Source organism: Flavobacterium sp. OHVDL-2026-0007 (assembly GCF_059882335.1).
In genome coordinates this window covers 672,416-696,401 of the sequence record NZ_CM187612.1, presented here as the reverse complement: position 1 = coordinate 696,401, position 23,986 = coordinate 672,416, and the positions used below count along the sequence as shown (strand labels likewise).

Genomic DNA, 23,986 nt, shown 5'->3' with positions numbered 1-23,986 from the left:
ATGAAAATTTATTCCAAAATTACACTTAGTGTATTACTCGCAGCTTCTGCAACCCTGGCTTCGTGCAGTAGTAATGATGATGACGCCCCGGTAACTCCTCCTGTAAAGGCATCTATTTACGAAAGATTAGGCGGAACTAAAATGGTTTCAGATCCAGATAACGCTGGCCAAATGATCGAGCAGGGGCGTTTGAGTTTCCGCAAGGTGGTAAATTCAACTATAGGATTAATTGTTGCCGATGTTCAGTCGAATGCAGCGGGGAATCTACAAGCGCATTTTGCCCCGGTATTAGCCGAAACAGGAACTACCCAGTCTACAAATATTGCTAAACTATCAGACAATCTGACTGATTTCTTTTCGTTTAACACCGGTGGTACAAATGCCGTAAATACCTATTCTGGTTTGAATATGGTAGCTGCGCACGATCCTGCGAAAAATCCTCGTATGGGGACAAAATCAAGTACTGCGGATTATACCAAATTTGAAGGATATGTAGGAGCAGCTGCAAATGCAAATGGTGTGGCTTCAAATACAGAGCTTTATACAGATATTGTTGCGGTCTTAGAATCACTTAGAACTCCAATAGTTCAAAAATAATTTCTCTTAAACGCTACCTATTTTTCAGGTAGCGTTTTATATTTAAATCCTGCTGGCAACTTATAATGCAATTATGTGTGAATCCATTATTCTTTAGGATTAAAGGAAGTTTCAGCGTGTTCTTTACAATAACCTATTAATAATTTTTTGAACTTTAAGAAAAGCATAATATGGAAAAATATAGCATGTCCAAAAATACCACTTTTTATGCTTTAGGCTTAAGTTATAAAAAAGCAGATGCAACAATTAGAGGGAAGTTTAGTTTGGATCGTAAAGCACAATCTGATGTTTTGCTACAAGCAAAGGCAGAAGGTATAGAATCATTAATTGTTACTTCTACTTGTAATAGAACCGAAATATATGGCTTTGCCAATCATCCATATGAATTAATCAAACTACTTTGTGAGAACAGCAAAGGTTCGGTAGAAGAATTTCAGCAAGTTGCTTATATATACAAGAATCAGGAAGCTGTGAACCATATGTTTCGAGTTGGAACAGGGTTGGATAGCCAGATTTTAGGTGATTTTGAAATCGTTAGTCAAATTAAAATCGCTTTTAATAATAGTAAACGTGAGGGATTGATAAATACATTCCTGGATCGTTTAATAAACGCGGTTATACAGGCTAGCAAAAAAGTCAAAACAGATACTGAAATTTCATCCGGTGCCACATCAGTTTCATTTGCATCGGTTCAATATATTATCCGAAATATAGAAGATATTAGAAATAAAAATATCTTACTATTCGGAACAGGGAAAATTGGCAGGAATACGTGCGAAAATTTAGTAAAACATACAAAGAATACCCATATTACCCTTATAAACAGAACAAAGAACAAGGCCATAGAATTAGCTGGAAAACTAAACGTTATTGTAAAGGATTTTCTGAATTTACAAGAAGAAATAAAACAGACAGATGTGTTGATAGTCGCAACAGGTGCACAAAATCCAACTATAGACAAAGTACTACTTAACAGAAAGAAACCCTTACTGATTTTGGACTTATCGATTCCACGGAATGTAAATCCAGATGTAGCGCAAATTCCAGGAATAACTTTAATACATCTCGATTATCTGTCTCAGGTTACAGATGATACGCTTGAGAGAAGAAAACAACATATTCCTGCTGCAGAAGCTATTATTGAGGATATTAAATTAGAATTCAATACATGGATAAATGGTCGAAAATATGCCCCAACTATCCACGCGTTAAAAGCTAAATTAAATGATATTGCGGCAAGCGAATTGGCTTTTCAGAGAAAGAAAACAAGCAATTTTGATGTCGCTCAGGTTGATTTAATCAGCGCCAGGATTATTCAAAAAATAACAAACCACTTTGCAAGCCACTTGAAAAATGAAAATACTTGCTTGGATGAAAGTATTGACTTTATTGAAAAAGTATTTCAAATTGGACAGCTTTCACCAACACAAGCTTCTTCGCAAATTCAAGAAACATACAAGATCAATCTTTCATAAGCAGTAAACGTATTTTAATTTAATTATTTTTAAAAAAAATATTCAAAATAAAAACAAAAATCCCGCCTTATATATTTAAATACAAGCCGGGGTATATTATTAATTTTGTGGCAAACATGGATCGAATATCTAAAAAATAAAAATTAGATATAAAATGTACACCATCCCCAACAGGACATCCAAACCAAATTACTTAAGACATAGAAAGACAGCCACTACCTGTAGTAAGTCAATTTCTTTAAATCCTTTATAAAATGATGCGTAATTTGTCCCTTATGGGTGACAAGCCAAATGGCGCCAATTGAAGACAATTGGCGCCTTTTTTTTCATATATCCCTATTAATAAATGAGTTTGACTTATTTTTGAAGTATTTTTCTTTTTTTTTATCATATTGAAACAAGAAAAACACATCAAAAAATAAGTATTTACATGAAAAATTAGATAAATTTAAAATTAGCCTTCGATAACTTAACAGGATTCGAACACCAAAAATAGAAAAGATATAAAGTTTTATATTTCCTTAAAGTATTTTTAACTATTGTTCAAATGCTAATAAAGCGATCTCATTTAGAAAATGGTTTATCATCTCATCAGTAGATATATCTTCCTCTGTAATTGAACTATTTTTTATTAATTTCATCCCAAATATTTCTTTTATATATTCTGGCAGCATATTCAGAATATTTTCATACACTATTACTTTCTCAGGAAAAAATAACCTTGCAATTCTTTGTTTCATTAAGACATCTGATAGCTCATAAATTTCTCCCAAATGACGAATTATATTGTCCCTAGCAATCTTTCGAGACATACCCGCTCCTGCTTTTAAAGCTTGTTCCCGTAATTCCGAAGCGTAATTTTTAAATAAGCTTTACAGCTATCTTTTATTAGGAAATAGGGTTCTGTCGCAACTGTCAGAATAAAATATAAAAATTTAAGTAATTTAAAAATTAGCTTGCCAATTTACAGAATGATTTAAACATAGATATCTCTGGTCTAATCATTTGATTCTTTCTAAGCATATGCACAACTTCAATTCCGCTTAACGTTCGTTTGGCCGATTCAAAATTTTTAAAACCTAATCCGTTTTGTATGCGCCACTTGATGAAACGATGGTCCTGTTCGACAATATTGCTGAGATATTTACACTGTCGGATTTTAATCTTTGAGAAAGAACGTTTGTTATAGACTTTGATCGCTGCAGTATTAGAACCGCTTTTATCAATGTTTATTACTCTTGGGCGACAATTATTACTTATTGCCTTAATTAGAAATGACTGGGCACTCATCCTCCGCCTTCTCTTAGTTAATAAGAAATCAACTGTATAGCCAGACCTATCAACTGCCCTATATAAATAACACCATTGCCCTTTAATCTTAATATAAGTCTCGTTCATTCTCCAACTACCACTAACAGTACTTTACGTTTCTTCATTTGCATCTCCATTAACGGGGCAAACTTATATACCCAGCGCTGAATGGTAGCATGATCAACATGAACTCCTCGCATTTTCATGATCTCTTCAACATCCCGATAACTTAATGTAAACCTAAGCTTAAAATATACTGTCTGCAATATAATAGACCTCGGATAGCAATGACCTTTCGTATTCATTTTTCGCCTGGATAAAATTCCAAAGATAAAAGTTATTCTCAGATGCGACAGAACCAATTATTTGTAATCCAGGAGGTTATTTTGATGGTTCTTTTACATAAAATTTCCACAATTTTAAGTGTGCAACAGAAGCAGATAAAAAGTTCGATCCTAATACCAATCGTAATGTCAAACTTATAACATGTCTATTCATTTTGTTTATTTTGCTTTTATTTTTTGCCTTCTTTATTTAAAACTTTCCAAGAGAAACTTTTGTGAATAATTTTCCATTGGTCTTCATATTTTAATAATAAAAAATAGTCGGTATAATTACGCTGATTTTCTGGCATGAGAATCTCCACTTTTGCAATAGCCGCATCATTTTCAATATCAATAAATAGGATGCGTCCAATACGGTTTGATTTTTTACCATCTTTGAAGTTGCCGACATACTCTTGTCCTTTCCAAATTCTCAGACTATCTTTTGCAACAGAATAAAGGTTGAAATCGGGATGAAAGGCTTTTTGTAGCCTTTCAGGTTCTGCATTTGCAGTCCCATCAATGTAGTGCATCAAAGTTTCTTCAATCTGTCCTTTTTCAGATTTCTTATTTGCTGTTTGTGCAAAGACAGTACTTTGGAAAATTATCGTTAATAGTATTAATACAATTTTAGAGAATTTCATAGCTTTAAATTTTTAAAATTATTATTAGATTTTTTCGAAAAGTAAATTCTTAATCTTATCAGAATTTATATAAAATCCTGTAATTTTTTGTTGCTTATCACGAACAAACCGAATGCCTCCCAAATTTCTTACACTACACAGAAACAAATCTGACTTAATGGGAGTAAAATTGATGATGGATTGATTCTTATTACTTGTGAGTAAGCCTTTTTCATTTTGAGCCAGTGTATAGCTTGCTCCTAAAGTTCTACAATAATAGTTACCTGAAAACTCATTTAAATCTGTTGTAGAATATGTTTTTGGGTTGTAGTATTCATAGGCATACTGGTCGCTTTCACCAGAAGTATAAATCATTTTAAAATGGTCACCTTCCTTACGAAATTCGACCATAATTACATCGTCTCCATCAACCACCATTTGAAATTTTTTGTCTTTAACAGGTACTAACAAACTTTCAGTTGCACTGCCCAATATTTGATAGCGTAAAGTGTCATTTTTTACAAAAACCCTGCGCCCTGACATTCTATCATTATCCCAATAAAAGCCATTGTATGCTGCTAATTGTTGAGGTGTCATTTTTATGCTTTTAAGCTTACTAAAGTCAATACTTGCCGGTTGTGGAAAAACATTTCCAAGTACTTCAATAGCCATGTTCATAGCAAGACTACCGTTATATCGATTGTTATTTCCAAGCACAAACGAAGTAACATTTTGATTGGGAAATATGAAAATATTGCTTGCATAACCGCCTTCTAAACCATACGTCCAAATTTTTGGAACGCCACGTTTTGCATGTACGTACTGTTGCCCATACAAAAGTCTTCCTGAGGTTGGATTAAAAGTAGTTTTACCATCATTTAAAGTAACCGGGGAAGCCAATTTTTCTATCAATTTTTTACTGCCTACTTTGGGTTTCTCAAAATTGAGATACCAACGGCCCAAATCTGCCGCCGAAGTATAAAGATTGGTAGTCCCGAAAATAGAATGATTGATAAGATTATTCTTGAATCCGTTTTTAGATACTTGATACGAAACAGCTACATTAGGTATTATCATTTCATTATCATCGTAAAACAAGGTATTGGTCATCCCCAAAGGTTGAAAAATAACTTGCTGAGAAAATTCAGCAAGTGTTTGACCTGTCGCTTGTTTAACTACTTCAGCTAATAAAATAAGCCCTGATGAAGTCTGCGAAAATTTTGTTCCTGGTTCATAATCCAATACTTCTTGTCGGAAAATTAAATCCAAAGCGTCTTTTTGCGTAAAAATATCTTTTTCTTGCCAACCTGCAATTTCTTTTAGAGCCAAAAAGTCGTGCAAACCACTGGATTGACTTAGTAAATGTTTTATGGTAATTTTAGAACCAAAATCAGGAAGTTGTGGAATATATTTACGCACATCATCAGACAAAGATAATTTCCCTTGTTCTTCCAGCAATAAAATAGTAAAGGCCGTAAATTGCTTAGTCATAGCCCCTATTTGAAATCTGGTATCTGTATTGATGGGAATTTCGTGGGTTATATCTGCACGGCCAAAACCTTTTACATAGACAATTTGGCCCTCTTTTAGAAGACCTGCTGCTACGCCCGGTTTAGACTTAGAATTATCCCACTCAGAGAATACTTTATCCAAATTTCTAATGGATTCTTGTTGTATAACAGGTTTGTTTTTTTCTATAAGAGTGATTATTTCGGAAGCCATTTTTGAGGCAGCACTAGGGTCTTGCCCTGTTACAAACCGGCCATCAACCACATAAAAACCTCCTCCTAATTTATCAGAATGCACAAAGTTGCCCTCATTCTTTTTAATAGCCTCGTCAATGGAAAAAGGAAATGTTTTGTAATATTCCCCTTGTTTGTCTTCAAATTTATCCGCAAAACCAGTTATTTTTTTGTCTTTGTAGAGTGATTTACCTGCCTCGTCTTTCAAATACGCCAAGCCTGCCGTACCGTGACAAATAGCCGAAACTACCCCGTTATTTACAAAAATCTGTCTTGCAAGGTTTTGAATGATAATGTTTTCTGCTACGCCATACATAGCTGCGCCGCCGCCGCCATAAAAAATCGCACTATAATTTTCAGGAACGACTTCGGCAGGTTTCATTGTAGTCTTGAGTTTATTCATAAAAAAATTATTGTATAGGAATTTTTTATGAATACTATCCGAAGCATTGATATAGCCGATTGGAACAGCTCCGCCTTTTGGGCTTACAAAATCTATAGTAAATCCTGATTTTGAAAATACGTCGTAGGGCACAACAATCTCCCCAAAGTGATTAGCAGTTTTGATCTGTGAAGTTCCATAGTAGTCCTGATTAGAAACTACAAATAGGATTTTGTTTTGCGAAAAAACAAAGGGAGAGAATAAGCATAAACAAGTGCTTATTAAAAGCGGTAGTCTGAACTTTGATATTACTTTGTACATATTTGCGTTTTTTAATTTTTAAATTACATGCAAATATGTGCCGAAGAAATAACTTAGAGGTTTTGGTTTATAATAAAGGAGTACGATGTTATAAAAACGAACTCATTTTACAGGCATTTTTTGGTATTCGGTTGGAGTTTTTCCTGTGATTTTTTTAAATGTGGTAAAAAAAGTTGATTTTGAATTAAAACCACTTTCATATCCAATACCTTCCACAGTAAGGTTGTTTTCAGTTTCCAATAACTTTTTTGCTTTTTCAATCCTATACTCATTTATGAGATTGGTGAAGGATTTACCGAGTATCACATTCAGATATTGAGATAATAGATGTTTTGTTACATTCAGTTCTTTTGCGGCTTCGTCAAGTGTAAAATTAGATTTTAAGTATAACTCTTTCTTAACAATAATAGAAAGATTATGACCAATCAGCTCCAATGTATCAATGTCAATTTCTTTGTCTTTGTATTTCTCTTTTTCCTGAAAAAAAGTAGATTCTTTGCTGCTTCTAAAAATCAAAAGCAAAGCCATTAAGTAAAAAATAAATGTGAATGATAAAGCCCCAACAATATAAGAAGTATATGCTGCGATATAATATGCCAACCAAATAAGGAATGTTCCCAAATAAATACTAATATGCCAAACATCTATTTTTTTTAGACTTTCTTTAGTTTTTATTTTTTTTAGTATTGGTAGGTTGTATTTAAAAGATAAAACAACATAAATGAACCATTGCCAATAAATAGCTTTTACGATCCATTTAGTCCAAACAACACGATGATCAAGATAAGGATACAAAATACCCACTATACTTATAATTGTTATGTATGGTAAAATATGAATAAGCCAATTTGATTTTTTATTATCTAAATTTGATTTTAGAAATAAATAAAGAAATGGACCAATAAGTACGCAGGCTGAAAGTCCAATCTGAATAAAAATGTTTGATAGATGAGGATTAAAATAGAAAAATACAGATTTTATAACCCGAATACTTAATACAAAAAAAAGAAGTGATAAGAAATAATTTGAAAATTTTTTCTTTTTAGCATTGTAGGCAAAATAACCTGAAAGTAGTAAACCATTAAAAGCTCCTAAAGCGCTGAAAAAAAATATAAATTCGCTGGACATATTGTTTATTATGTGTCAATATTATGATTTGTATCTTAAAAATATCCGTTAACGGTTTACGACTTGGTGATCATGGGGACTAAATTAAGCGCATTATTTGGATTTGCCAAATCTCTCAAATACAAAAACAGTTTTTAAATAATGCCAAAACCCCAATCTTGCCAATCATCTGTTCACTAAAAAAATCAAATATTATCAATTTCATTGTATAATGTTGAGACATTAATCCCTTTAGCATCAAAAACTGGTGTTTGATGATTATATTGAACGCCTCAATTTTAGAATTAGAAAAAGGAATGTGTTTTTGAGCAATTAAGTGTTTGATGTCTGATTGTTTGTATCAATAAAATCTTGAACCGTGGTGTTTACATTTTCAACACCACCATCGTTAACAAAAGTGATGGGGCCTTTATTTTTGTGTTTCAAATAGGCTTGTTCCAACAAATCTCTAATCCCTTTTGGCTTGGAACTATTTTCAACGCGGTATTGGGTAAGTTATCGTATAATCCGTTTCGGATGTAATGTTTGCCATTTGTATCCCATGAAATTCGAGAAGAGGAATAGATCATAAAAAATCTTACAATAGTATAAAATTAAAAACAACAGCAAACTATTTGCAGGCAAAACCAACAAAAATAGAAAATCCCAATACCAAAAACGCTAGATTTCACTTTCCATTTTCTATTACAAAAACATTGAACATCATTAAATATTGAACAAAACCATACCAACTCATTTGTAAATGTAATCCCATAAATGGTCCACTTTTTTATAAAAGAATAGTGAGAGTAGCTAAGAACCTGTTAGGCTTGCGCTATTTTATTATATTCATCTAATGATTTATTAGGATCTGCGGTGGCATATTCATTTTCCGGTTCAGGAATGACATGAATTTTTGAGTCACTTAATGATACTATTGCCGAACAAACATATATTCCAATCTTGCCCTCACTATATTTAAAATCCAGCAATGTTAATTTCACCACTTCATTAATAGAGAGTTCATAATAATTTCCGTAACGAATAATCTTAAAATAAATTTCCCTATTTTCGACTATTTCAAATTGGTTGGTTTGAATATCTTCAAAAACAAAATTATTCTTTACATCCTTTTCATTAAAGCCCCAGGCCCTGAACTGAACAAAACCGTTTACAAAATCAATTGATATATAATAGGCCGTTCCCTCCTTGTCACATTCAATAACAAAGCCTGTTTTTCCCATTCCTTCAACGGCCAATTTACCTTCCCAAACAAAATTATTTGACGGTTTTTCAAAGCAAAAAACTTCATATCCGCTTCGACAGCCAATTCGCCATTTATTTTCATTTTCAACAACAAAATTTGCCGTAGGGTTTCCTAAAATAGGACCCGGAATGGGTAAGTTTTTTTGGTGAATTGTTCTCTGATAAAGAGTTTTCCAATGGTGATAGGTTTTTAACAATAATCTTCCATTACTATCAATATCGAGCTGTTTTGGTGGCGGAATTACGCGGAGTGTATTGACGTTTCCTCCCACGAAATAAAAGTTGTAAATCAGATAATGCTCTCCTTCTTTTACAATTCTTGCTGCATAATTCCCTTGTGGCATTAGTACATTATTATGAAAGGCATGATACTCTCCTTTAAAATCCGGAGAAAACCAATAACGCACTTTTACATCTTCCCGAATGGAACCAAGCAGGTAATGCATTCCTTTTATTTCTACCACACAAGGACATTCAATATCATCATATACATAGGCAATATGCAATGGTTTTTGAAGTACAAAACCATTTTCACCCCTTTTGGCTACACCAATACAGCCTCTTCTATATGTTGGCCCTATTGCGCTGCGGGCACAAATTAGTAAGTAATCTTCTCCTTCAAATTGATATTTATAAGGATCCCTGAAACTGAGCCATTCTCGCGGGTTGTTATCTCTGCTTTCATAATAAGGAGCGTTACTTTTTAGGGGTAAACCATACTGATTGTCTTTTGTCCAATGAATTAAGTCAGGAGAAACTGCTCTGCCCACTTTTTGCATAATTCCTTTATCCTTGCGTTTTAGACCTGTATAGTACATTTCATATCCTGTGCCTTCCGATTTTTTACTGACATTCATGGTCCATAACATATCGTCATCCCATTCTCCGGGATCTCCAACAAACAGGGCGTTTTTTACCCTTTTCCAAGAAAGGCCATCTTTTGATACTGCATGGGCAATATAATCATGATTTGGAATAATCAAATGAAATAAATGATGCATTCCATTTTCATCAATAAATACATCAACGTCTCCTATTTCCCAATTACTAAATCCTGAACCTGAATACATATTATGATCTATTTAATTATCTTATAATGTTTTAATCCTTCTATAATACCGGAAGAGGCTGGCTCTTTTGCGACATAAATGCTTTTTGTTGTTTCATAATTAGCCAATTCTAAACTTCGGTTACCTACTATAATTCCTTTAATAGAACCTCTGAACATATCGACATCATTTCCTGAATCTCCTGCTGCAATTACACTCGATAAAGGAATGGCCCATTTACGGCATAAAAATTTAATAGCATTTCCTTTCGAAGCTCGTTTGGGAATAAAATCTATAAACTGTCCGTGACTCGGAATAATATTTATTTTATACCATCCATTACCCAGAGCATTTATTAATTCCTCATGATTGTATTTTTCATGATCATAATAAAATGAAATTTTAAAAGGATTCTGAGCTTCTTCTTCCTGCAATCGCATCCAGGAAATTCCTTTTATACGATTCTCAACATCCTCTCTTTTCCAGCGGCCTGACAAAAATGTAGCCCAACCTTTGTCTAAAATATAATCGGTACCGTTTGTATAATAAATCTCAGTTCCTACCGAACAGATAATAAAATCCGGCACTGGCAATTTCTCTTCCTTAATCACTTTTTTAATCAGCGTTAAATTTCTTCCTGATGCTAAAGCAAAAGCCATTTTATCGGTGCGATTAGTCAGGAGTGAATTCAACTCTGCCAGACCTGGATTATTCAGTTTAGGCTCGATTAGTGTACCGTCTATATCTGAAACTAATAGGTTTTCAACCTCTCGTTTTAATCTTCCAATATTGATATTAGGATAATGTTGCTTTTTGATACCTGAACCTGAAGATAACGACAAATTTTCATTCACAAGATCAATATATTGATCGACATGGCTTAACCAACTATAATGTTTTTGAATATTAATGGCTCCATTATTCGAATAATATTTCCATTGATTTTCATTGGTTAAGATATTCCTAAGTGCTTTTTTTATTTCGTTTTCATCCTGAGGGTTTACTAATTCTCCATTCTGACAAGTTGGAATAATTTCTGATGGACCGCCGTTTTTAGTAACTACAACAGGTAATCCAGAACTTGCAGATTCGATAACTGTTAATCCGAAGTTTTCGTGTAAGGCCAAATTTACAAATACGCCTCGTTTTTCGGCTGCATAACGGTAAATAATCGAAACTTCATTTTCTACATCATGTTTTTTCGGAATTGCCATTTTTCCATACAAATCATATTTGTCCATTAACAATAGTAAATCCGTTAGGACCTCTTTTTCAGACTCAGGCATTTGCGAAATATCTTTACGAATACCAGCAAAAATGACCAAATTGGCAATACTTTGAAGTTCTTTATCTTTACCATAAACCTCAATTAGTGTATGAAGGTTTTTATGACGATCAGGCCTTGAAAGAGCCAGAATAAAAGGTTTGTGCGGATTAGTAAGAAACTTAGAGATGGTTTCGGCAACCCAATATTTTCTTTGCTCCTCCTTCATCTGTTTATTTGAATCTTGTTCAATATGATAATACGGAACAAATTTACTGGTATCTATTCCCGGTGAAATAGCATGATATTTGGCTAACGCAAAATTTTTATAGGGTTTATAAGTTTCAATTTCCTGCTCTGTTGAAGTAACTATAAATTCAGACAATTCAAGTGTTTTTTCCTCAGCCTCTATCCTTTGTTTAAACTTGAATTTCTTTTCAAGTTCTTCTTCACTCCTTCCGCTTTCCAACAATTTTTTCTTTTTATAAAAACCCAGAGAATGTCCCGTATGAGCAAATGGAATATTTAATATTGCAGATAATTCGCTTGCCGCGTATCCGGCATCACCATAATGGGAATGAATCCAGTTTGGAAATATATCATGGATTTTAATGTGCTGCACCACTCCACTAACAAAAGTATCAAGCCCTTCCCATAATTCTTCTTTTGATTTATATTTTTTCCCTAAAAAAGGAATTCTTCGTATGTCTAATTTTTTATTAACTGCTTCAATAGGTACTGCATATTCCGGAGAAAGATTTTTATCGTCAATTAGCCTTGTAAATAAATCTACATGTTCGACATCATCATGTTGTGATAAAAATTCAGCCAGTTCATAAACATATTTAGTTTGTCCTCCATTATCAGCATCTCGACCAATCTCAAGTCCTGAAGCTTTTAAAAGCCCATGAATATTGATAAGTGAAATTCGCAATTTTGTCGTCATAATATTATTTGTTAGATTTTTAATTTACAAAAAATAAAACCGACTTGGCCTGTCTTCACAAAAAATAACATAATTATTACTAATTCCCTATAAAATTATTAGTAGTACTGTGCTTATTAATAATCATTTACCCCTTGTTTCTTCGAGATTTCATATTTTATAATGGTTCTAAAGAGTACTGTTTTGATCTTTTCATTTGAAATCTGTATCGATACCATAAGTGCCTGAAGAGAGTATTTAGGTCAATATCGTACGCTTTAAAATTAACAAAATACCTGTCGCGTGCCTTTTTAAACCAAATCATCTGGTAGTGCTTGCCAAGATGAGCTTTCCTTCTTTTTTTATCATATTTTTTTAATAATTTTCAATCTCGAACACAGAAAATCTTGATACATTACGCTGATACTGATTCAGATGATATTCAGAAACATTATTGGGACTGTCTCTCTTTTTTTTTGCATTTGCTGCGATTACTAAATTTGTAATTACCTAAGGAAGAAAACGTACCCTGGCAAATATTGAAGAGGATAGCTTTTTTACCAAAAAAGTTAACGGTCTCTGTTTATACTTTAAATAAATTATTAAATAAAATTTTCTTTAAAATCATCTGCGAAATCAAGTAGATTTTCCTTCAATCACCGACAGGACATCCAAACCAAATTCATAAAGCCAATCAAAGACAATACCTACATGCAGTAAGCCAATCTCTTCCAGTCTTCCAAAAAACGATTTATTAATCGACTCTAAATAACTATTTATCAATCTTTTAAAGCTTAAATTTATTATGGTTCTATTTTTTTTTGACCAACATGAAAACCTGTAGAATAGCAAAAATTAAACATATATAGTTAGTCTCAAAAGAAAAAAGTATCAAAAGCTTCAATAATTAGATATTAGTTATTGTAAAAACCTTCAAAATAGTGCAGTAAATAGCACTTTTAAAGTAAAACATCGATCCCAAAGTAAAAACACGTTAAATAGTGCCATTTAAAGCTCTTTTTATTGTGATTTCAAAAAAAGTGCTATTTTTACATAAAAAAGAGTAATACAATGCACTTTACTAAACTTATACGAGCTATAAAAGAACGAAGAGAGATGCTTCAAGTCACTCAAGATACCCTAGCAGAACTCTCTGGTGTAGGACTGAGAACTCTTAAACAGTTTGAGAGTGGAAAAGGCAACCCCACTCTTCTAACTCTCTCAAAACTTGCAGATGTATTAGGAATGGAAATTAGTCTAACACTTAAAAATACAAAAACAGCTAAATGAGAAGTGCAGCCATATTGTTCAAAGATGAGAAAGCTGGGGTATTGACTCAGCATGATAATGGAAGCTTTACATTTCAATATGATGATTCTTGGTTTGCCGACAATAATAAACCTGCAATAAGTCTCACCCTGCCCAAAAATAAAAGAGAATATCATTCAGATTTCTTATTTGCTTTTTTTTACAATATACTTCCAGAAGGATCAAATAAACAAGTTGTATGCCGATATAACAAAATTGATCTTAATGATTATTTTGGACTGTTAATGACAACCGCAAAAAATGATAGTATAGGTGCAGTGAGAGTAATAAAAATATAAAAGTAATGAGTTTACCCGAAATAAAAAATTGTCCAGGCACCCTAGCAGAGGGTTTTTCCACATACAGCAGAACTGCTTTAACTAGGGTATTTCGTGGCAAAAAAGTATCACATATATTACCATATAGCTCACCTGCTTCGAGTTTGGAAATGAATCAGCTCTTTGAAGAAAACCGTCAGCGAATGTCTATCTCTGGAGTACAGGAAAAATTTTCTGTCCTACTTGATAAAAATAAACTTAGACTCATTGGTGAACAGGAACGAGGTACCTATATTCTGAAACCTATTCCAAATGCCGCCAGATTTTCAGATCAAATGCCTGCAAATGAACATCTAACTATGCAAATTGCACGTCAAGTCTATGGAATTGAGACAGCAGAGAATGCATTGATTTTCTTTAATGACGGATCTCCTGCCTATATTACCAAACGATTTGATGTAAAAGAAGACGGTACAAAACTTGCACAGGATGACTTTGCCTCTTTAGCAGGAAGAACACCCCAAACTCATGATGAACATTATAAATATCTGGGAAATTATTTAGAGCTTTTTGAATTAATGCACCAATATATACCAGCTTATAAACTTGAAGCACCAAAACTTTTAAAGATTCTTATTTTTAATTATCTTTTCTCTAATGGTGACGCCCATTATAAAAATTTCTCTATACTAGAAACTCCGATGGGAGATTATCGCTTAAGCCCAGCTTATGATCTGCTCAACAGCCGTATTCATATTGAAGATAAAATTTTCGCCTTAGATGAAGGACTGCTTCCAAAAAAATGGGCACAGGGAAAAATAAAACATCAATTTTCCCTTCTAGCGGAAAAAGCGGGAATCAGTAATAACGTTTTGAATGGCATTTTTGATTTGATGCTTTCGCAGTCAGATAAGATTACGGAATTAACTGCAGCTTCTTTCCTTAATGATACTACAAAAAGAAATTACCTGCAGGCTTATCAGACGCGTTTAAAAGAAATAACTATAGATTTAGGCATTTAAAAAAGTTAAATGCGTTATTTTAAGTTCTCTCACATCTCTTTTCTTAAAACATTATTTAACATTTTAACCCCAACAGAATATTAAACCTCTTTTAGAATTAAAGTACAATAACTTATTATACAAATTCAATTGAAAGTAAGCCAATTTCTTTTAAATCTTGCATAAAATGGTTTATAAATTATCCTGTAAAGTTACTTAACGGGACAACTATTATATAGTTGTCCCGTTTTTTATCCCCAAAAAAACTTCTTTATCAAGCTTTCAAAGTTTGACTTTTTATCGTTCGATTTTTTCACGCAGACCTAATAGACTACACCTATTTTTAATCAATGGTTTAGTACAAATTTAAATCTCATATATGCTAAAATTCAAACTTTTATTATTGTAAGAAAATATATATTTTTCATTTGTTTGCAATGTTATAATATTATCTTTGAGGTAACTAATTCAAACCCAAATATGAAAAAAAAATACCTATTCTTATTTTTATCAGTCCTTTTTGCCAATGCTATTCAAGCTCAAGATGAAGCTCCGACAACTGTTACCAAAAATCAATTTAAAATTAACATCTTATTTCCAGGGTTCGTTTTCGAACATGGCTTATCAGATAAAAACACCTTGTACTCTGAAGCCTCTTTAGGAGCGGGTTACCGTAAAAATAGTTATTATAATGAATCAAATGTATATCTATTCCCTATGATTAATGAGCAGGTTCGTCATTATTATAATCTTGAAAAAAGAGCTTCTAAAGGAAAAAGAACCGCTCACAATTCAGGAAATTTTGTGGCTTTATCTGCATATTATAATTTTAAATCAATTTCGACAAATGAAGAATATGGCGACTATTCTTCATCTTTTACAGTAGCTCCACTTTGGGGATTTCAACGTACTTATAAAGGAAATTTTAATCTTGAAATCCATTTAGGAGCAGGAATAAATATAGATAAATACAATACGGAATTTGCACCTATTGGCAATCTTACCTTAGGCTGGGTAATTGGTAAATAATTGCGACAAGCAATACATTGGAAAGCCTTGCATTTTGTCAAGGCTTTTCTATTTTATATTCAAGTTCTATTTTAACTACTTTAATTATCGAATTATCTTTATGTTAAATGAATAATGTATTATAGTGTACAATACCGTTTAACACTTCCCGATCTCCAAATACGTTCCCAACGTTAGCTTGTTGAAGGGGCAACCTGAATTCACAATAATTGTTAGTTCTTGCTTATTCCCATCGCTTAACTTAGAGCTAAGTTTATCCTTTACTTAAGATAAGAATGACCTTGTGCAAGACATCATACTGGTTAACTAAACTTTAGAAGCAAGTGAGTTTTATAAGCGTAAAAGCCAAATTCTATCGAATTTGGCTTTTACTTAATTTCCTGTTTGTTTTAATAGCGGTTATGTAATCAAAAAAAATCTAACTTTCTACTTTTTCAAGTTGTGGACCGGCATTTAGCAATCCAGCACCTTTTTCATTATCAGTGTATTGCGCAAAGTTTTGGATAAAACGAGTCGCTAAATCAATTGCTTTATCAGACCATTGTGATTCAGCAGCATACGTATTTCTAGGATCTAAAATAGTAGGGTTTACGTACTCTAAGGAGGTTGGCACTTCTAAATTGAAAAAGGGAATTACTTTAGTTTGTGCTTTCTCAATGGAACCATCGAGGATCGCATCAATAATGGCTCGGGTATCTTTTATTGAGATTCTTTTTCCAGTTCCATTCCAACCAGTATTTACCATATAAGCCGTTGAATGGTGCTCTTTCATTTTCTTTACTAGCTCTTCTCCATATTTTGTTGGATGCAAGGATAAAAATGCTTTTCCGAAGCAAGCTGAAAATGTGGGCTCCGGTTGGGTAACGCCTAATTCTGTTCCTGCTAATTTTGAAGTAAAGCCTGAAAGAAAGTAATATTTGGTTTGTTCGGCGGTCAATTTTGCTACTGCTGGCAATACTCCGAAAGCGTCAGCCGTTAAAAAGATCACTTTGTTTGCGTGTCCCGCTTTAGAAACCGGTTTTACTATATTTTGGATATGCTCAATTGGATAGGAAACTCTCGTGTTTTGCGTAACGGACACATCTTTAAAATCGATGATACCTGTGGCATCTAAGCTTACATTTTCCAATAAAGCATTTGGTTTGATAGCAGCGTAAATATCAGGCTCGTTTTCTTTGCTTAAATCAATTGTTTTCGCATAACACCCGCCTTCAAAATTGAAAACACCCTCATTATCCCAGCCATGCTCATCATCTCCAATTAATTCACGTTTCGGATCGGTTGACAATGTCGTTTTTCCTGTACCTGATAGTCCAAAGAAAACAGCAACATCACCTTCTTTTCCCTTGTTAGCGGAGCAATGCATTGAGGCGATTCCTTGTAAAGGCAAATAGTAATTCATCATAGAAAACATTCCTTTTTTCATTTCCCCTCCATACCAAGTTCCTCCTATTAATTGTATTTTCTCCGTTAAATTAAAAGCGACATATACTTCCGAATTCAATCCATGATTTGCATAATCTTTGAATGTTGTTTTAGAAGCATTCATGACAATAAAATCGGGCTCACCAAAATTTTCCAATTCAGCTTTCGTCGGACGAATAAACATATTGGTCACAAAATGCGCTTGCCATGCCACTTCCATAATAAAACGAACTTTTAGACGTGAATTTTCATTGGCGCCACAAAAAGCATCCACTACATATATTCTTTTTTCAGATAATTGCTTAATAGTTGTTTCTTTTAAGGCATTCCAAGTATTTTGTGTAATAGGTTTATTGTCATTCTTTGCCTTTTCAGAAGTCCACCAAATTGTATTTTCAGTAAGTTGATCTTTGACAATATATTTGTCTTTAGGTGACCTACCGGTAAAATCCCCTGTCATCACATTTATCGCTCCAAGTTCAGAAATTTGTCCTTTCTCACACCCCTTTAATTTACAGTCTAACTCACTATGGGCTAACTGTTCGTAGGATGGATTATGAATGATTTCGTGAACCCCTTTAATACCGTATTTTTCTAATGAAATTGATTTCGTAATTTGATCGTTATTCTTCATGGGGATTTAGTTTATGTTTCATAATTAGTCAGCTTAGCAACGTTCCTAACAACAAAACTTAATTTATTCTATCTGTATCTTATTGTTTTTTAAACTTAATTCGCCTCTCTATATTTCTGTTGTAGCAGTACTGTTAAGGCCCTTTCAGTTTTAGAATCTAATTGTTGCGACGCAAAACGTTTCCACATTCCATCGATATAAAGCAGTAGTAATTCGGCTTCCAAAATTGGATTTTTATAGTGTAATTCCGAAAAAGCTACTGTCAGCTTTTCGGAACAAGGCCTCATGAAAATGTCGTGGTATCTTTGAGAAACCAAATTTAACGCCATGATTTTATGTTGCATTTTCCAAAAATCCGGATGTGAATCGACCAAAACTCGGGGAACTTCAACAATTTTTAATATATATTCCAATCCCTTTTGGTCATTCAAGTAATTGGCAATTATTTTTGTTGCCTCTTGATAGCCCTGTTTAATAATTTCCTCGAGCAATTTTTCTTTGGTTCCAAAATGCTTAAAGATCAAGGCTTCTGAAGTTTCTGCTTCAGAAGCAATTGATTTTGTAGAAGTAGCTCGCGCGCCATTTTCTGTAAACAGCTTTAGAGCGGCCTCAAGTATGTCTTTCTTTTTGCTCATCTTGAAATTATTTAGATTACGAGCCTTTTATAGTTTTACACTCTTTCAATAATTACCGCGTATCCTTGTCCCACGCCAATACACATGGTTGCCAGAGCATATCGTTTTTGCAAACGTTTTAACGATAAAGCGGCACTGTATAGAATTCTGGCTCCTGAAACTCCTAATGGATGCCCCAAAGCGATTGCACCTCCGTTGACATTAATTCTCGAATCATTATCATCTAGTCCTAGAGCTCTTGTACATGCAAGACTCTGCGCTGCAAAGGCTTCATTTAATTCAATAATATCAATATCATTCAAAGTTAATCCAGCTTTGGACAATGCTTTTTGTGTTGCTGTAACGGGCCCAATTCCCATAATTCGTGGTTCAACACCCACCACAGCCGAACTTACGATTCGAGCTAATGGTTTCAAATTGTATTTTTTTACTGCCTTCTCAGAAGCTATAAAAGTAGCCGCAGCACCGTCATTCAATCCCGAAGCATTTCCTGCGGTAACCGTTCCGTCTGTTTTAAAAGCTGGTTTTAGTTTACCCAATGTTTCTATAGTTGTACCGGCTCTAATGAATTCATCTTTAGAAAAAACAATGGGTTCTCCTTTACGTTGAGGGATATTAACTGGAATAATTTCTTGCGCCAAAATACCATTCTCTTGGGCTTTAGCTGCTTTTACCTGTGAGTTGTAAGCGAAAATATCTTGATCTTCACGACTAATATTATACAAATCCACTAAATTTTCAGCTGTAATTCCCATAGGATCTACCCCATACAATTCTTTCATTTTAGGATTTACAAAACGCCATCCAAAACTGGAATCTTCCATTTTAGAATCAGTTCCATATGGTTTTGATGATTTTGAAATCACTAATGGACCGCGTGTCATATGTTCTACACCGCCTGCAATAAAAACATCACCATCTCCGGCTTTAATCGCTCTTGCTGCACCTATAATGGCAGACATCCCTGATGCACATAATCGATTAACTGTTTCACCTGGAACTGTAACAGGTAATCCTGCCAGTAATGCTGCCATACGCGCCACATTACGATTGTCTTCTCCTGCCTGATTGTGACAGCCTAAGATGACATCATCAATGGCCTCAACTGGAATATTTGGATTTCTATGAACTAATTCTTGAATGACAATTGCGGCCAAATCATCCGCTCTCACAGCTGAAAGTGTACCTCCAAAACTTCCTATGGGAGTTCTGATTCCATCAATTATATAGGCTTCTATACTCATTTTTTCTTGGTTTTAAATTATAGTTCTTCTATTGGAAGATTTGCTTTTTGCTCCAGTAATGAAGCATTGCCGTTATCATGATAATTGCTCAACGAATTTTGCTTCTGTTTTTTCTCTAACTTCTTCTAATGTAGCACCTGGCATTAATTCTATTAAAGTTAATTTATCATCAATATATTTAAAAACAGCCAATTCTGTAATCACCATATCAACTGAGCCCAATGTTGTTAAGGGCAACGTACAAGTAGGCACAATTTTAGAACTTCCGTCTCTGTTATTGTGATTCATTGTGATAATCAGTGTTTTTGCACCTGAGGCCAAATCCATCGCTCCGCCAACGCCTAATAAAGGTTGTCCCGGCACAGCCCAATTGGCCAGATTCGCATGCTCATCCACTTCTAAACCGCCCATTACAGCAATATCCACATGTTTTCCACGAATCATGGCAAAAGAATCTGCACTGTCAAAATAACTGCTTCCTGCTAATGCCGTAACTGGAATTTTTCCCGCATTAACCGGATAATGCATTGCTCCTCCTCCATCTACGGGCTCTGGACCAACGCCTAACATTCCGTTTTCAGTATGTAAAATAACACCATGTTGTGGTGTAATTAAATCAGCAACTAAAGTTGGAATTCCAATACCCAAATTAACTACATCACCTTTTTTTAATTCCTCTAAGGCGCGTTTGGCCATATTCATACGATCTTCGCTCACTTTTTTGCCTTTACTAACTGATGCCGACGAACCTAAATCCTCTAGAGTAAGTGTAGCCTGAACCAAGTAATCTATAAAACATCCAGGTGTGTGAATGTAATTTGGATCTAAACTACCTTCTGGTACTATTTCTTCCACTTCAGCAATAACTAAATCAGCTGCTGTGGCCATTGCACGATTGAAATTTTGTTCCGTCATGCGATAGATTAAATTTCCAGCTGTATCCGCTTTCCATGCTCTGATAAAAGCTACGTTTCCACGGATTCCTTTTACAAAAACCTGTTCCACACCATCAATAACTTTCATTTCTTTGCCTTTCGCAATTGGTGTTCCTGCGGCTGTTGGCGTATAAAAACCTCCTATACCTGCTCCCCCTGCTCTTAAAGCTTCGGCCAAAGTACCTTGCGGTATTAATTCATATTCCACAACTCCGTCCTGAGCTGCTTTTACCGCTTCAGGATTACTGGTAAAAAAAGAACCAATCATTTTTTTTAACTGTCCATTGCGCAACAAACGTCCGCCTCCAATTCCTGCTTCCCCTACGTTGTTTCCTATAAAAGTGATATTTTTAGTTGCTGTTTTTGATAGAGCATTCATCAAATGGACTGGATTTCCTGTCATCCCAAAACCACCTTGTAATAAGGTATCACCATCTTTTACTAATGCCGCGGCTTGTTCTGTTGTTATTTGTGGAACTTGTTTCATAGTTTAATTTTTAATAAATTCAATAAGTAATTCTGTAAAATCATCGGCCTTTTCAATGTTTGAAATATGAGCCGTTTCTAGAACAGCCAAAAACGAATTCGTGATTTTTTCCATTAAAAAATCACCATCTTTTACGGTTGTAACCAAATCCTCGGTTCCGGAAATAATTAAAGTTGGTGTCGAAATTTCTGAAACTTCAGCCGTAAAATCAGCATCCCGAACTGCAGCGCAACAAGCAATATATCCGGCTAATGGGGTTTGCACAAATTTCGATAAAACGACATCAACTTCTTCTTTATTTAAAACTACATAATCAGCTGTGAACCAACGCTCTTTAGTCCCTAAAAGAATACTTTCCAAGCCGTTTTCCTGAACCGTTTCTATTCGGCTATTCCAACCTTCCTTGTTTCCAATTTTCACCGCCGTATTACAAAGAATCAGCTTTTCTAACCGCTCTGGTGCATGAATTCCTAACCATTGTCCCGTCAATCCGCCAATTGATAATCCACAAAAAATTACCTGGTCTATTTTTAGGTAATCTAATAAATCCAATACATCATTGCCGAGCGTTTCAATAGAATACTCCCCTCCCGTATTTTCGCTTTCTCCATGACCTCTAGTGTCGTATCGTAGGATATTAAACTCCTGTCCAAGTAGTTTTACCTGTTTATCCCACATACTCAAATCAGTTCCTAATGAGTTAGAAAAAACTACTGTTTGTTCCTTTTTGAAATCATCAAGGACATAATTCAGTTCGGTGTTCCCAATTTTTATTTTTGACATTTTTCTGATTTTTATTAACCCAAGTCACCACCCGCAACCGGAATGGTAATTCCTGTGATATAAGAAGCTTCATCCGATGCTAAAAAAAGTATCGCTGAGACTTGCTCTTCAATTGTTCCGTAGCGTTTCATTAAACTCGATTCGGTAGTTTGATTGGCTACTTCTTGTTTCCATATTTTTTCTTGATCCGAATCTGGCGTTTCATTTCGTGGAATCAAGCGTTCTGGAGCTTCGGTTCCTCCTGGCGCAACAGCATTTACCCGTATGTTTTTTTCAGCATACTCAAATGCCATCGCTGCGGTAAGTGCATTAACCCCACCTTTTGCCGCAGCATAAGGAACACGATTAATTCCTCTGGTTGCCACGGAAGAAACATTCACGATTACACCTCCTTTTTGATCTAACATTACCGGCAGAACTGCACGACAGCCCCATAAAGTGGGGAATAGTGAACGCCGAATCTCCTTTTCGATTTGATCTTCTTCGTAGGTAGCAAAAGGTTTCATCCAAATGGTCCCCCCTACATTGTTAATCAAAATATCTATTCTTCCAAACTTTACAACGGCTTGTGCTACTACCGACTGAAATCCTGAAAATTGCTCTAAATCAGCCACTACTGGGAGTACTTTATTTCTTTGCTCCTCACTTAATTGTGAGACGATCTCATTTACTATTGGCGAACGATCAATTAATACAACCGAACCCCCTTCTTCTAAAAGTTGCAATGCAACCGTTTTTCCTATTCCTTGGGCGGCACCAGTAACCAGAGCCACTTTTCCTAAAAATCTATTGGGATGAAGCATATTTTCTTTTTAAAAAATTATAATTGCACATTTTCTTGGCCTGTTGGAACAAATTTTTCCATGTAAAAATTAACATGTTGAATGGACTCTTTATCCAACGTAGTTTTTACTGCTTCTACCATGGCATTTGGTCCACAGATATAAATATCATAGGCTTTGTTACCCAAATTCTCTTTGTTAATCCACTGTGTAACAAAACCCTTATCATGGCCTTCTACCTGCTCGTCGGAAGTACAGGTGAATAATTGTAAGGGCATAATTTCACTAAATGCTTTTAAACGCTCCAGCTCTACTACGTTTTCTCCAGTGGTTGCTCCGTAAAACAAATGAATTGGCGTTGTATTCTTTTCGGCTTTTAGTTTTTCAAGCATCGCCATAAAAGGGGCAATACCTGTTCCGCCTGCAATAAAAATTAAATCACGTTTAGCATCTCTTAAATAAAAGCTTCCCAATGGCGTAATAATATTTAATTCACCTCCGATACTTGCCTCTTCTTTTAGATAGGTACTCATCAATCCTCCCGGTACTAGTTTGATTAAAAACTCCCCCGTAGCTGTATTGGGTTGTGAACTGTACGAATACGATCTGGTTTGTGAAGTTCCCGGAACCTGAATATTTACATATTGTCCCGGAAGAAATTCAAAGGAGCTGCCATCTGTAGCACGCAACTTTAATTGGTATATTTCCGAAGATAATTGGTTTAGTTCCGTGATTTCTGTACCGACAGCTGTAGATTTAACTTTACAAGCAACAGAACTCGCCAAAATATCTACCACAAGATCAGATTTTGGTCTTACTTGACAAGCAAGGGCGAAACCTGCATCAAATTCTTCATCAGATAAAGCTTCCTCGATATAGTCTCCCGCATCGAAATTTCCTGATCTCATTTTACATTTACAAGTACCACAAGCGCCGTCAGCGCAATCTAATGGAATATTTATCCCTACACGATAAGCCGTTTCTGCTAAAGTTTCATTGGACAAACTATCTATAAATCGGGTAACTCCGTCCTCAAAGTTTAATGCTATTTTCGCCATTA

20 protein-coding genes are annotated in these 23,986 nt (G+C 34.6%); 6 read left to right on the top strand and 14 right to left on the bottom strand.

Annotated elements, in window-relative coordinates:
• Positions 1-597, top strand: coding sequence for a globin family protein (locus tag AC51AA_RS02820; protein ID WP_035688600.1), 597 nt, complete (start codon positions 1-3; stop codon positions 595-597).
• A gap of 170 nt (positions 598-767) precedes the next feature.
• Positions 768-2,072 (top strand): glutamyl-tRNA reductase, encoded by a 1,305-nt coding sequence (hemA, locus tag AC51AA_RS02815; protein WP_500704232.1) that lies wholly within the window; start codon positions 768-770, stop codon positions 2,070-2,072.
• A gap of 536 nt (positions 2,073-2,608) precedes the next feature.
• On the opposite strand, the gene AC51AA_RS02810 is transcribed toward hemA, so the two are convergent.
• From AC51AA_RS02810 to AC51AA_RS02780, 7 genes are all read right to left on the bottom strand, one after another.
• Positions 2,609-2,884 (bottom strand): hypothetical protein, encoded by a 276-nt coding sequence (locus tag AC51AA_RS02810; protein ID WP_500704231.1) that lies wholly within the window; start codon positions 2,882-2,884, stop codon positions 2,609-2,611.
• Positions 2,885-3,023: 139 nt separating this feature from the next.
• A protein-coding gene (locus tag AC51AA_RS02805) for an IS6 family transposase (protein WP_500704230.1) occupies positions 3,024-3,688 on the bottom strand; the annotation gives its coding sequence in 2 pieces (ribosomal slippage) (positions 3,024-3,493 and positions 3,493-3,688; 666 coding nt in all).
• 209 nt (positions 3,689-3,897) lie between these two features.
• Positions 3,898-4,350 (bottom strand): nuclear transport factor 2 family protein, encoded by a 453-nt coding sequence (locus AC51AA_RS02800; RefSeq protein ID WP_500704229.1) that lies wholly within the window; start codon positions 4,348-4,350, stop codon positions 3,898-3,900.
• Positions 4,351-4,374: 24 nt separating this feature from the next.
• Complete coding sequence (locus tag AC51AA_RS02795; protein ID WP_500704228.1) at positions 4,375-6,774, bottom strand: serine hydrolase; 2,400 nt, start codon at positions 6,772-6,774, stop codon at positions 4,375-4,377.
• A gap of 102 nt (positions 6,775-6,876) precedes the next feature.
• Positions 6,877-7,902: a helix-turn-helix domain-containing protein gene (locus tag AC51AA_RS02790; RefSeq protein ID WP_500704227.1), complete on the bottom strand. Its 1,026-nt coding sequence runs from the start codon at positions 7,900-7,902 to the stop codon at positions 6,877-6,879.
• Between the two features lie 803 nt (positions 7,903-8,705).
• Positions 8,706-10,217 carry a glycoside hydrolase family protein gene (locus AC51AA_RS02785; RefSeq protein ID WP_500704226.1) on the bottom strand — a complete coding sequence of 504 codons (1,512 nt, stop codon included), beginning with the start codon at positions 10,215-10,217 and terminating at the stop codon, positions 8,706-8,708.
• Positions 10,218-10,225: 8 nt separating this feature from the next.
• Positions 10,226-12,406: an HAD-IIB family hydrolase gene (locus tag AC51AA_RS02780; protein WP_500704225.1), complete on the bottom strand. Its 2,181-nt coding sequence runs from the start codon at positions 12,404-12,406 to the stop codon at positions 10,226-10,228.
• Between the two features lie 1,050 nt (positions 12,407-13,456).
• Between AC51AA_RS02780 and AC51AA_RS02775 the strand changes: the two genes are divergently transcribed.
• The 4 genes from AC51AA_RS02775 (at position 13,457) to AC51AA_RS02760 (ending at position 16,001) form a co-directional block, all read left to right on the top strand.
• Positions 13,457-13,675 (top strand): helix-turn-helix transcriptional regulator, encoded by a 219-nt coding sequence (locus AC51AA_RS02775; RefSeq protein ID WP_500704224.1) that lies wholly within the window; start codon positions 13,457-13,459, stop codon positions 13,673-13,675.
• A complete protein-coding gene (locus AC51AA_RS02770; protein ID WP_500704223.1) occupies positions 13,672-13,992 on the top strand; it encodes a HipA N-terminal domain-containing protein in 321 nt (106 codons plus the stop codon). Before AC51AA_RS02775 ends, AC51AA_RS02770 begins: the two co-directional genes overlap by 4 nt.
• Positions 13,993-13,997: 5 nt before the next feature.
• Entirely contained in the window at positions 13,998-14,993 is a 996-nt protein-coding gene (locus AC51AA_RS02765) for a HipA domain-containing protein (RefSeq protein WP_500704222.1), read from the top strand.
• Between the two features lie 459 nt (positions 14,994-15,452).
• Positions 15,453-16,001, top strand: a complete 549-nt coding sequence (locus tag AC51AA_RS02760) for a hypothetical protein (protein ID WP_500704221.1) — start codon at positions 15,453-15,455, stop codon at positions 15,999-16,001.
• A gap of 418 nt (positions 16,002-16,419) precedes the next feature.
• Here the strand turns inward: AC51AA_RS02760 and pckA are convergent, their stop codons facing one another.
• The 7 genes from pckA to benC all read right to left on the bottom strand — a co-directional run bounded on the left by pckA (position 16,420) and on the right by benC (position 23,984).
• Positions 16,420-18,060 (bottom strand): phosphoenolpyruvate carboxykinase (ATP), encoded by a 1,641-nt coding sequence (gene pckA, locus AC51AA_RS02755; protein WP_500704220.1) that lies wholly within the window; start codon positions 18,058-18,060, stop codon positions 16,420-16,422.
• A 95-nt stretch (positions 18,061-18,155) separates the two neighbouring features.
• The gene (locus AC51AA_RS02750) at positions 18,156-18,695 is read right to left on the bottom strand and encodes a TetR/AcrR family transcriptional regulator (RefSeq protein WP_500704219.1); all 540 of its coding nucleotides are present in this window, start codon (positions 18,693-18,695) and stop codon (positions 18,156-18,158) included.
• 35 nt (positions 18,696-18,730) lie between these two features.
• Entirely contained in the window at positions 18,731-19,939 is a 1,209-nt protein-coding gene (gene pcaF / locus AC51AA_RS02745) for a 3-oxoadipyl-CoA thiolase (RefSeq protein ID WP_500704218.1), read from the bottom strand.
• Between the two features lie 75 nt (positions 19,940-20,014).
• Positions 20,015-21,361: a 3-oxoacid CoA-transferase gene (locus AC51AA_RS02740; RefSeq protein WP_500704217.1), complete on the bottom strand. Its 1,347-nt coding sequence runs from the start codon at positions 21,359-21,361 to the stop codon at positions 20,015-20,017.
• Positions 21,362-21,364: 3 nt separating this feature from the next.
• Positions 21,365-22,144, bottom strand: coding sequence for a 3-oxoadipate enol-lactonase (gene pcaD / locus AC51AA_RS02735; RefSeq protein ID WP_500704216.1), 780 nt, complete (start codon positions 22,142-22,144; stop codon positions 21,365-21,367).
• A gap of 14 nt (positions 22,145-22,158) precedes the next feature.
• Positions 22,159-22,947 (bottom strand): benzoate diol dehydrogenase BenD, encoded by a 789-nt coding sequence (benD, locus tag AC51AA_RS02730; RefSeq protein WP_500704215.1) that lies wholly within the window; start codon positions 22,945-22,947, stop codon positions 22,159-22,161.
• Between the two features lie 17 nt (positions 22,948-22,964).
• Positions 22,965-23,984, bottom strand: a complete 1,020-nt coding sequence (gene benC / locus AC51AA_RS02725) for a benzoate 1,2-dioxygenase electron transfer component BenC (protein ID WP_500704214.1) — start codon at positions 23,982-23,984, stop codon at positions 22,965-22,967.
• Between the last annotated feature and the right edge of the window lie 2 nt (positions 23,985-23,986).

Excerpts from the sequence above, each read along its gene's own strand:
- AC51AA_RS02820 (WP_035688600.1), top strand. The coding sequence starts at position 1 with ATGAAAATTTATTCCAAAATTACACTTAGTGTATTACTCGCAGCTTCT.
- hemA (WP_500704232.1), top strand. The coding sequence starts at position 768 with ATGGAAAAATATAGCATGTCCAAAAATACCACTTTTTATGCTTTAGGC.
- AC51AA_RS02810 (WP_500704231.1), bottom strand. The coding sequence starts at position 2,884 with ATGTCTCGAAAGATTGCTAGGGACAATATAATTCGTCATTTGGGAGAA.
- AC51AA_RS02800 (WP_500704229.1), bottom strand. The coding sequence starts at position 4,350 with ATGAAATTCTCTAAAATTGTATTAATACTATTAACGATAATTTTCCAA.
- AC51AA_RS02795 (WP_500704228.1), bottom strand. The coding sequence starts at position 6,774 with ATGTACAAAGTAATATCAAAGTTCAGACTACCGCTTTTAATAAGCACT.
- AC51AA_RS02790 (WP_500704227.1), bottom strand. The coding sequence starts at position 7,902 with ATGTCCAGCGAATTTATATTTTTTTTCAGCGCTTTAGGAGCTTTTAAT.
- AC51AA_RS02785 (WP_500704226.1), bottom strand. The coding sequence starts at position 10,217 with ATGTATTCAGGTTCAGGATTTAGTAATTGGGAAATAGGAGACGTTGAT.
- AC51AA_RS02780 (WP_500704225.1), bottom strand. The coding sequence starts at position 12,406 with ATGACGACAAAATTGCGAATTTCACTTATCAATATTCATGGGCTTTTA.
- AC51AA_RS02775 (WP_500704224.1), top strand. The coding sequence starts at position 13,457 with ATGCACTTTACTAAACTTATACGAGCTATAAAAGAACGAAGAGAGATG.
- AC51AA_RS02770 (WP_500704223.1), top strand. The coding sequence starts at position 13,672 with ATGAGAAGTGCAGCCATATTGTTCAAAGATGAGAAAGCTGGGGTATTG.
- AC51AA_RS02765 (WP_500704222.1), top strand. The coding sequence starts at position 13,998 with ATGAGTTTACCCGAAATAAAAAATTGTCCAGGCACCCTAGCAGAGGGT.
- AC51AA_RS02760 (WP_500704221.1), top strand. The coding sequence starts at position 15,453 with ATGAAAAAAAAATACCTATTCTTATTTTTATCAGTCCTTTTTGCCAAT.
- pckA (WP_500704220.1), bottom strand. The coding sequence starts at position 18,060 with ATGAAGAATAACGATCAAATTACGAAATCAATTTCATTAGAAAAATAC.
- AC51AA_RS02750 (WP_500704219.1), bottom strand. The coding sequence starts at position 18,695 with ATGAGCAAAAAGAAAGACATACTTGAGGCCGCTCTAAAGCTGTTTACA.
- pcaF (WP_500704218.1), bottom strand. The coding sequence starts at position 19,939 with ATGAGTATAGAAGCCTATATAATTGATGGAATCAGAACTCCCATAGGA.
- AC51AA_RS02740 (WP_500704217.1), bottom strand. The coding sequence starts at position 21,361 with ATGAAACAAGTTCCACAAATAACAACAGAACAAGCCGCGGCATTAGTA.
- pcaD (WP_500704216.1), bottom strand. The coding sequence starts at position 22,144 with ATGTCAAAAATAAAAATTGGGAACACCGAACTGAATTATGTCCTTGAT.
- benD (WP_500704215.1), bottom strand. The coding sequence starts at position 22,947 with ATGCTTCATCCCAATAGATTTTTAGGAAAAGTGGCTCTGGTTACTGGT.
- benC (WP_500704214.1), bottom strand. The coding sequence starts at position 23,984 with ATGGCGAAAATAGCATTAAACTTTGAGGACGGAGTTACCCGATTTATA.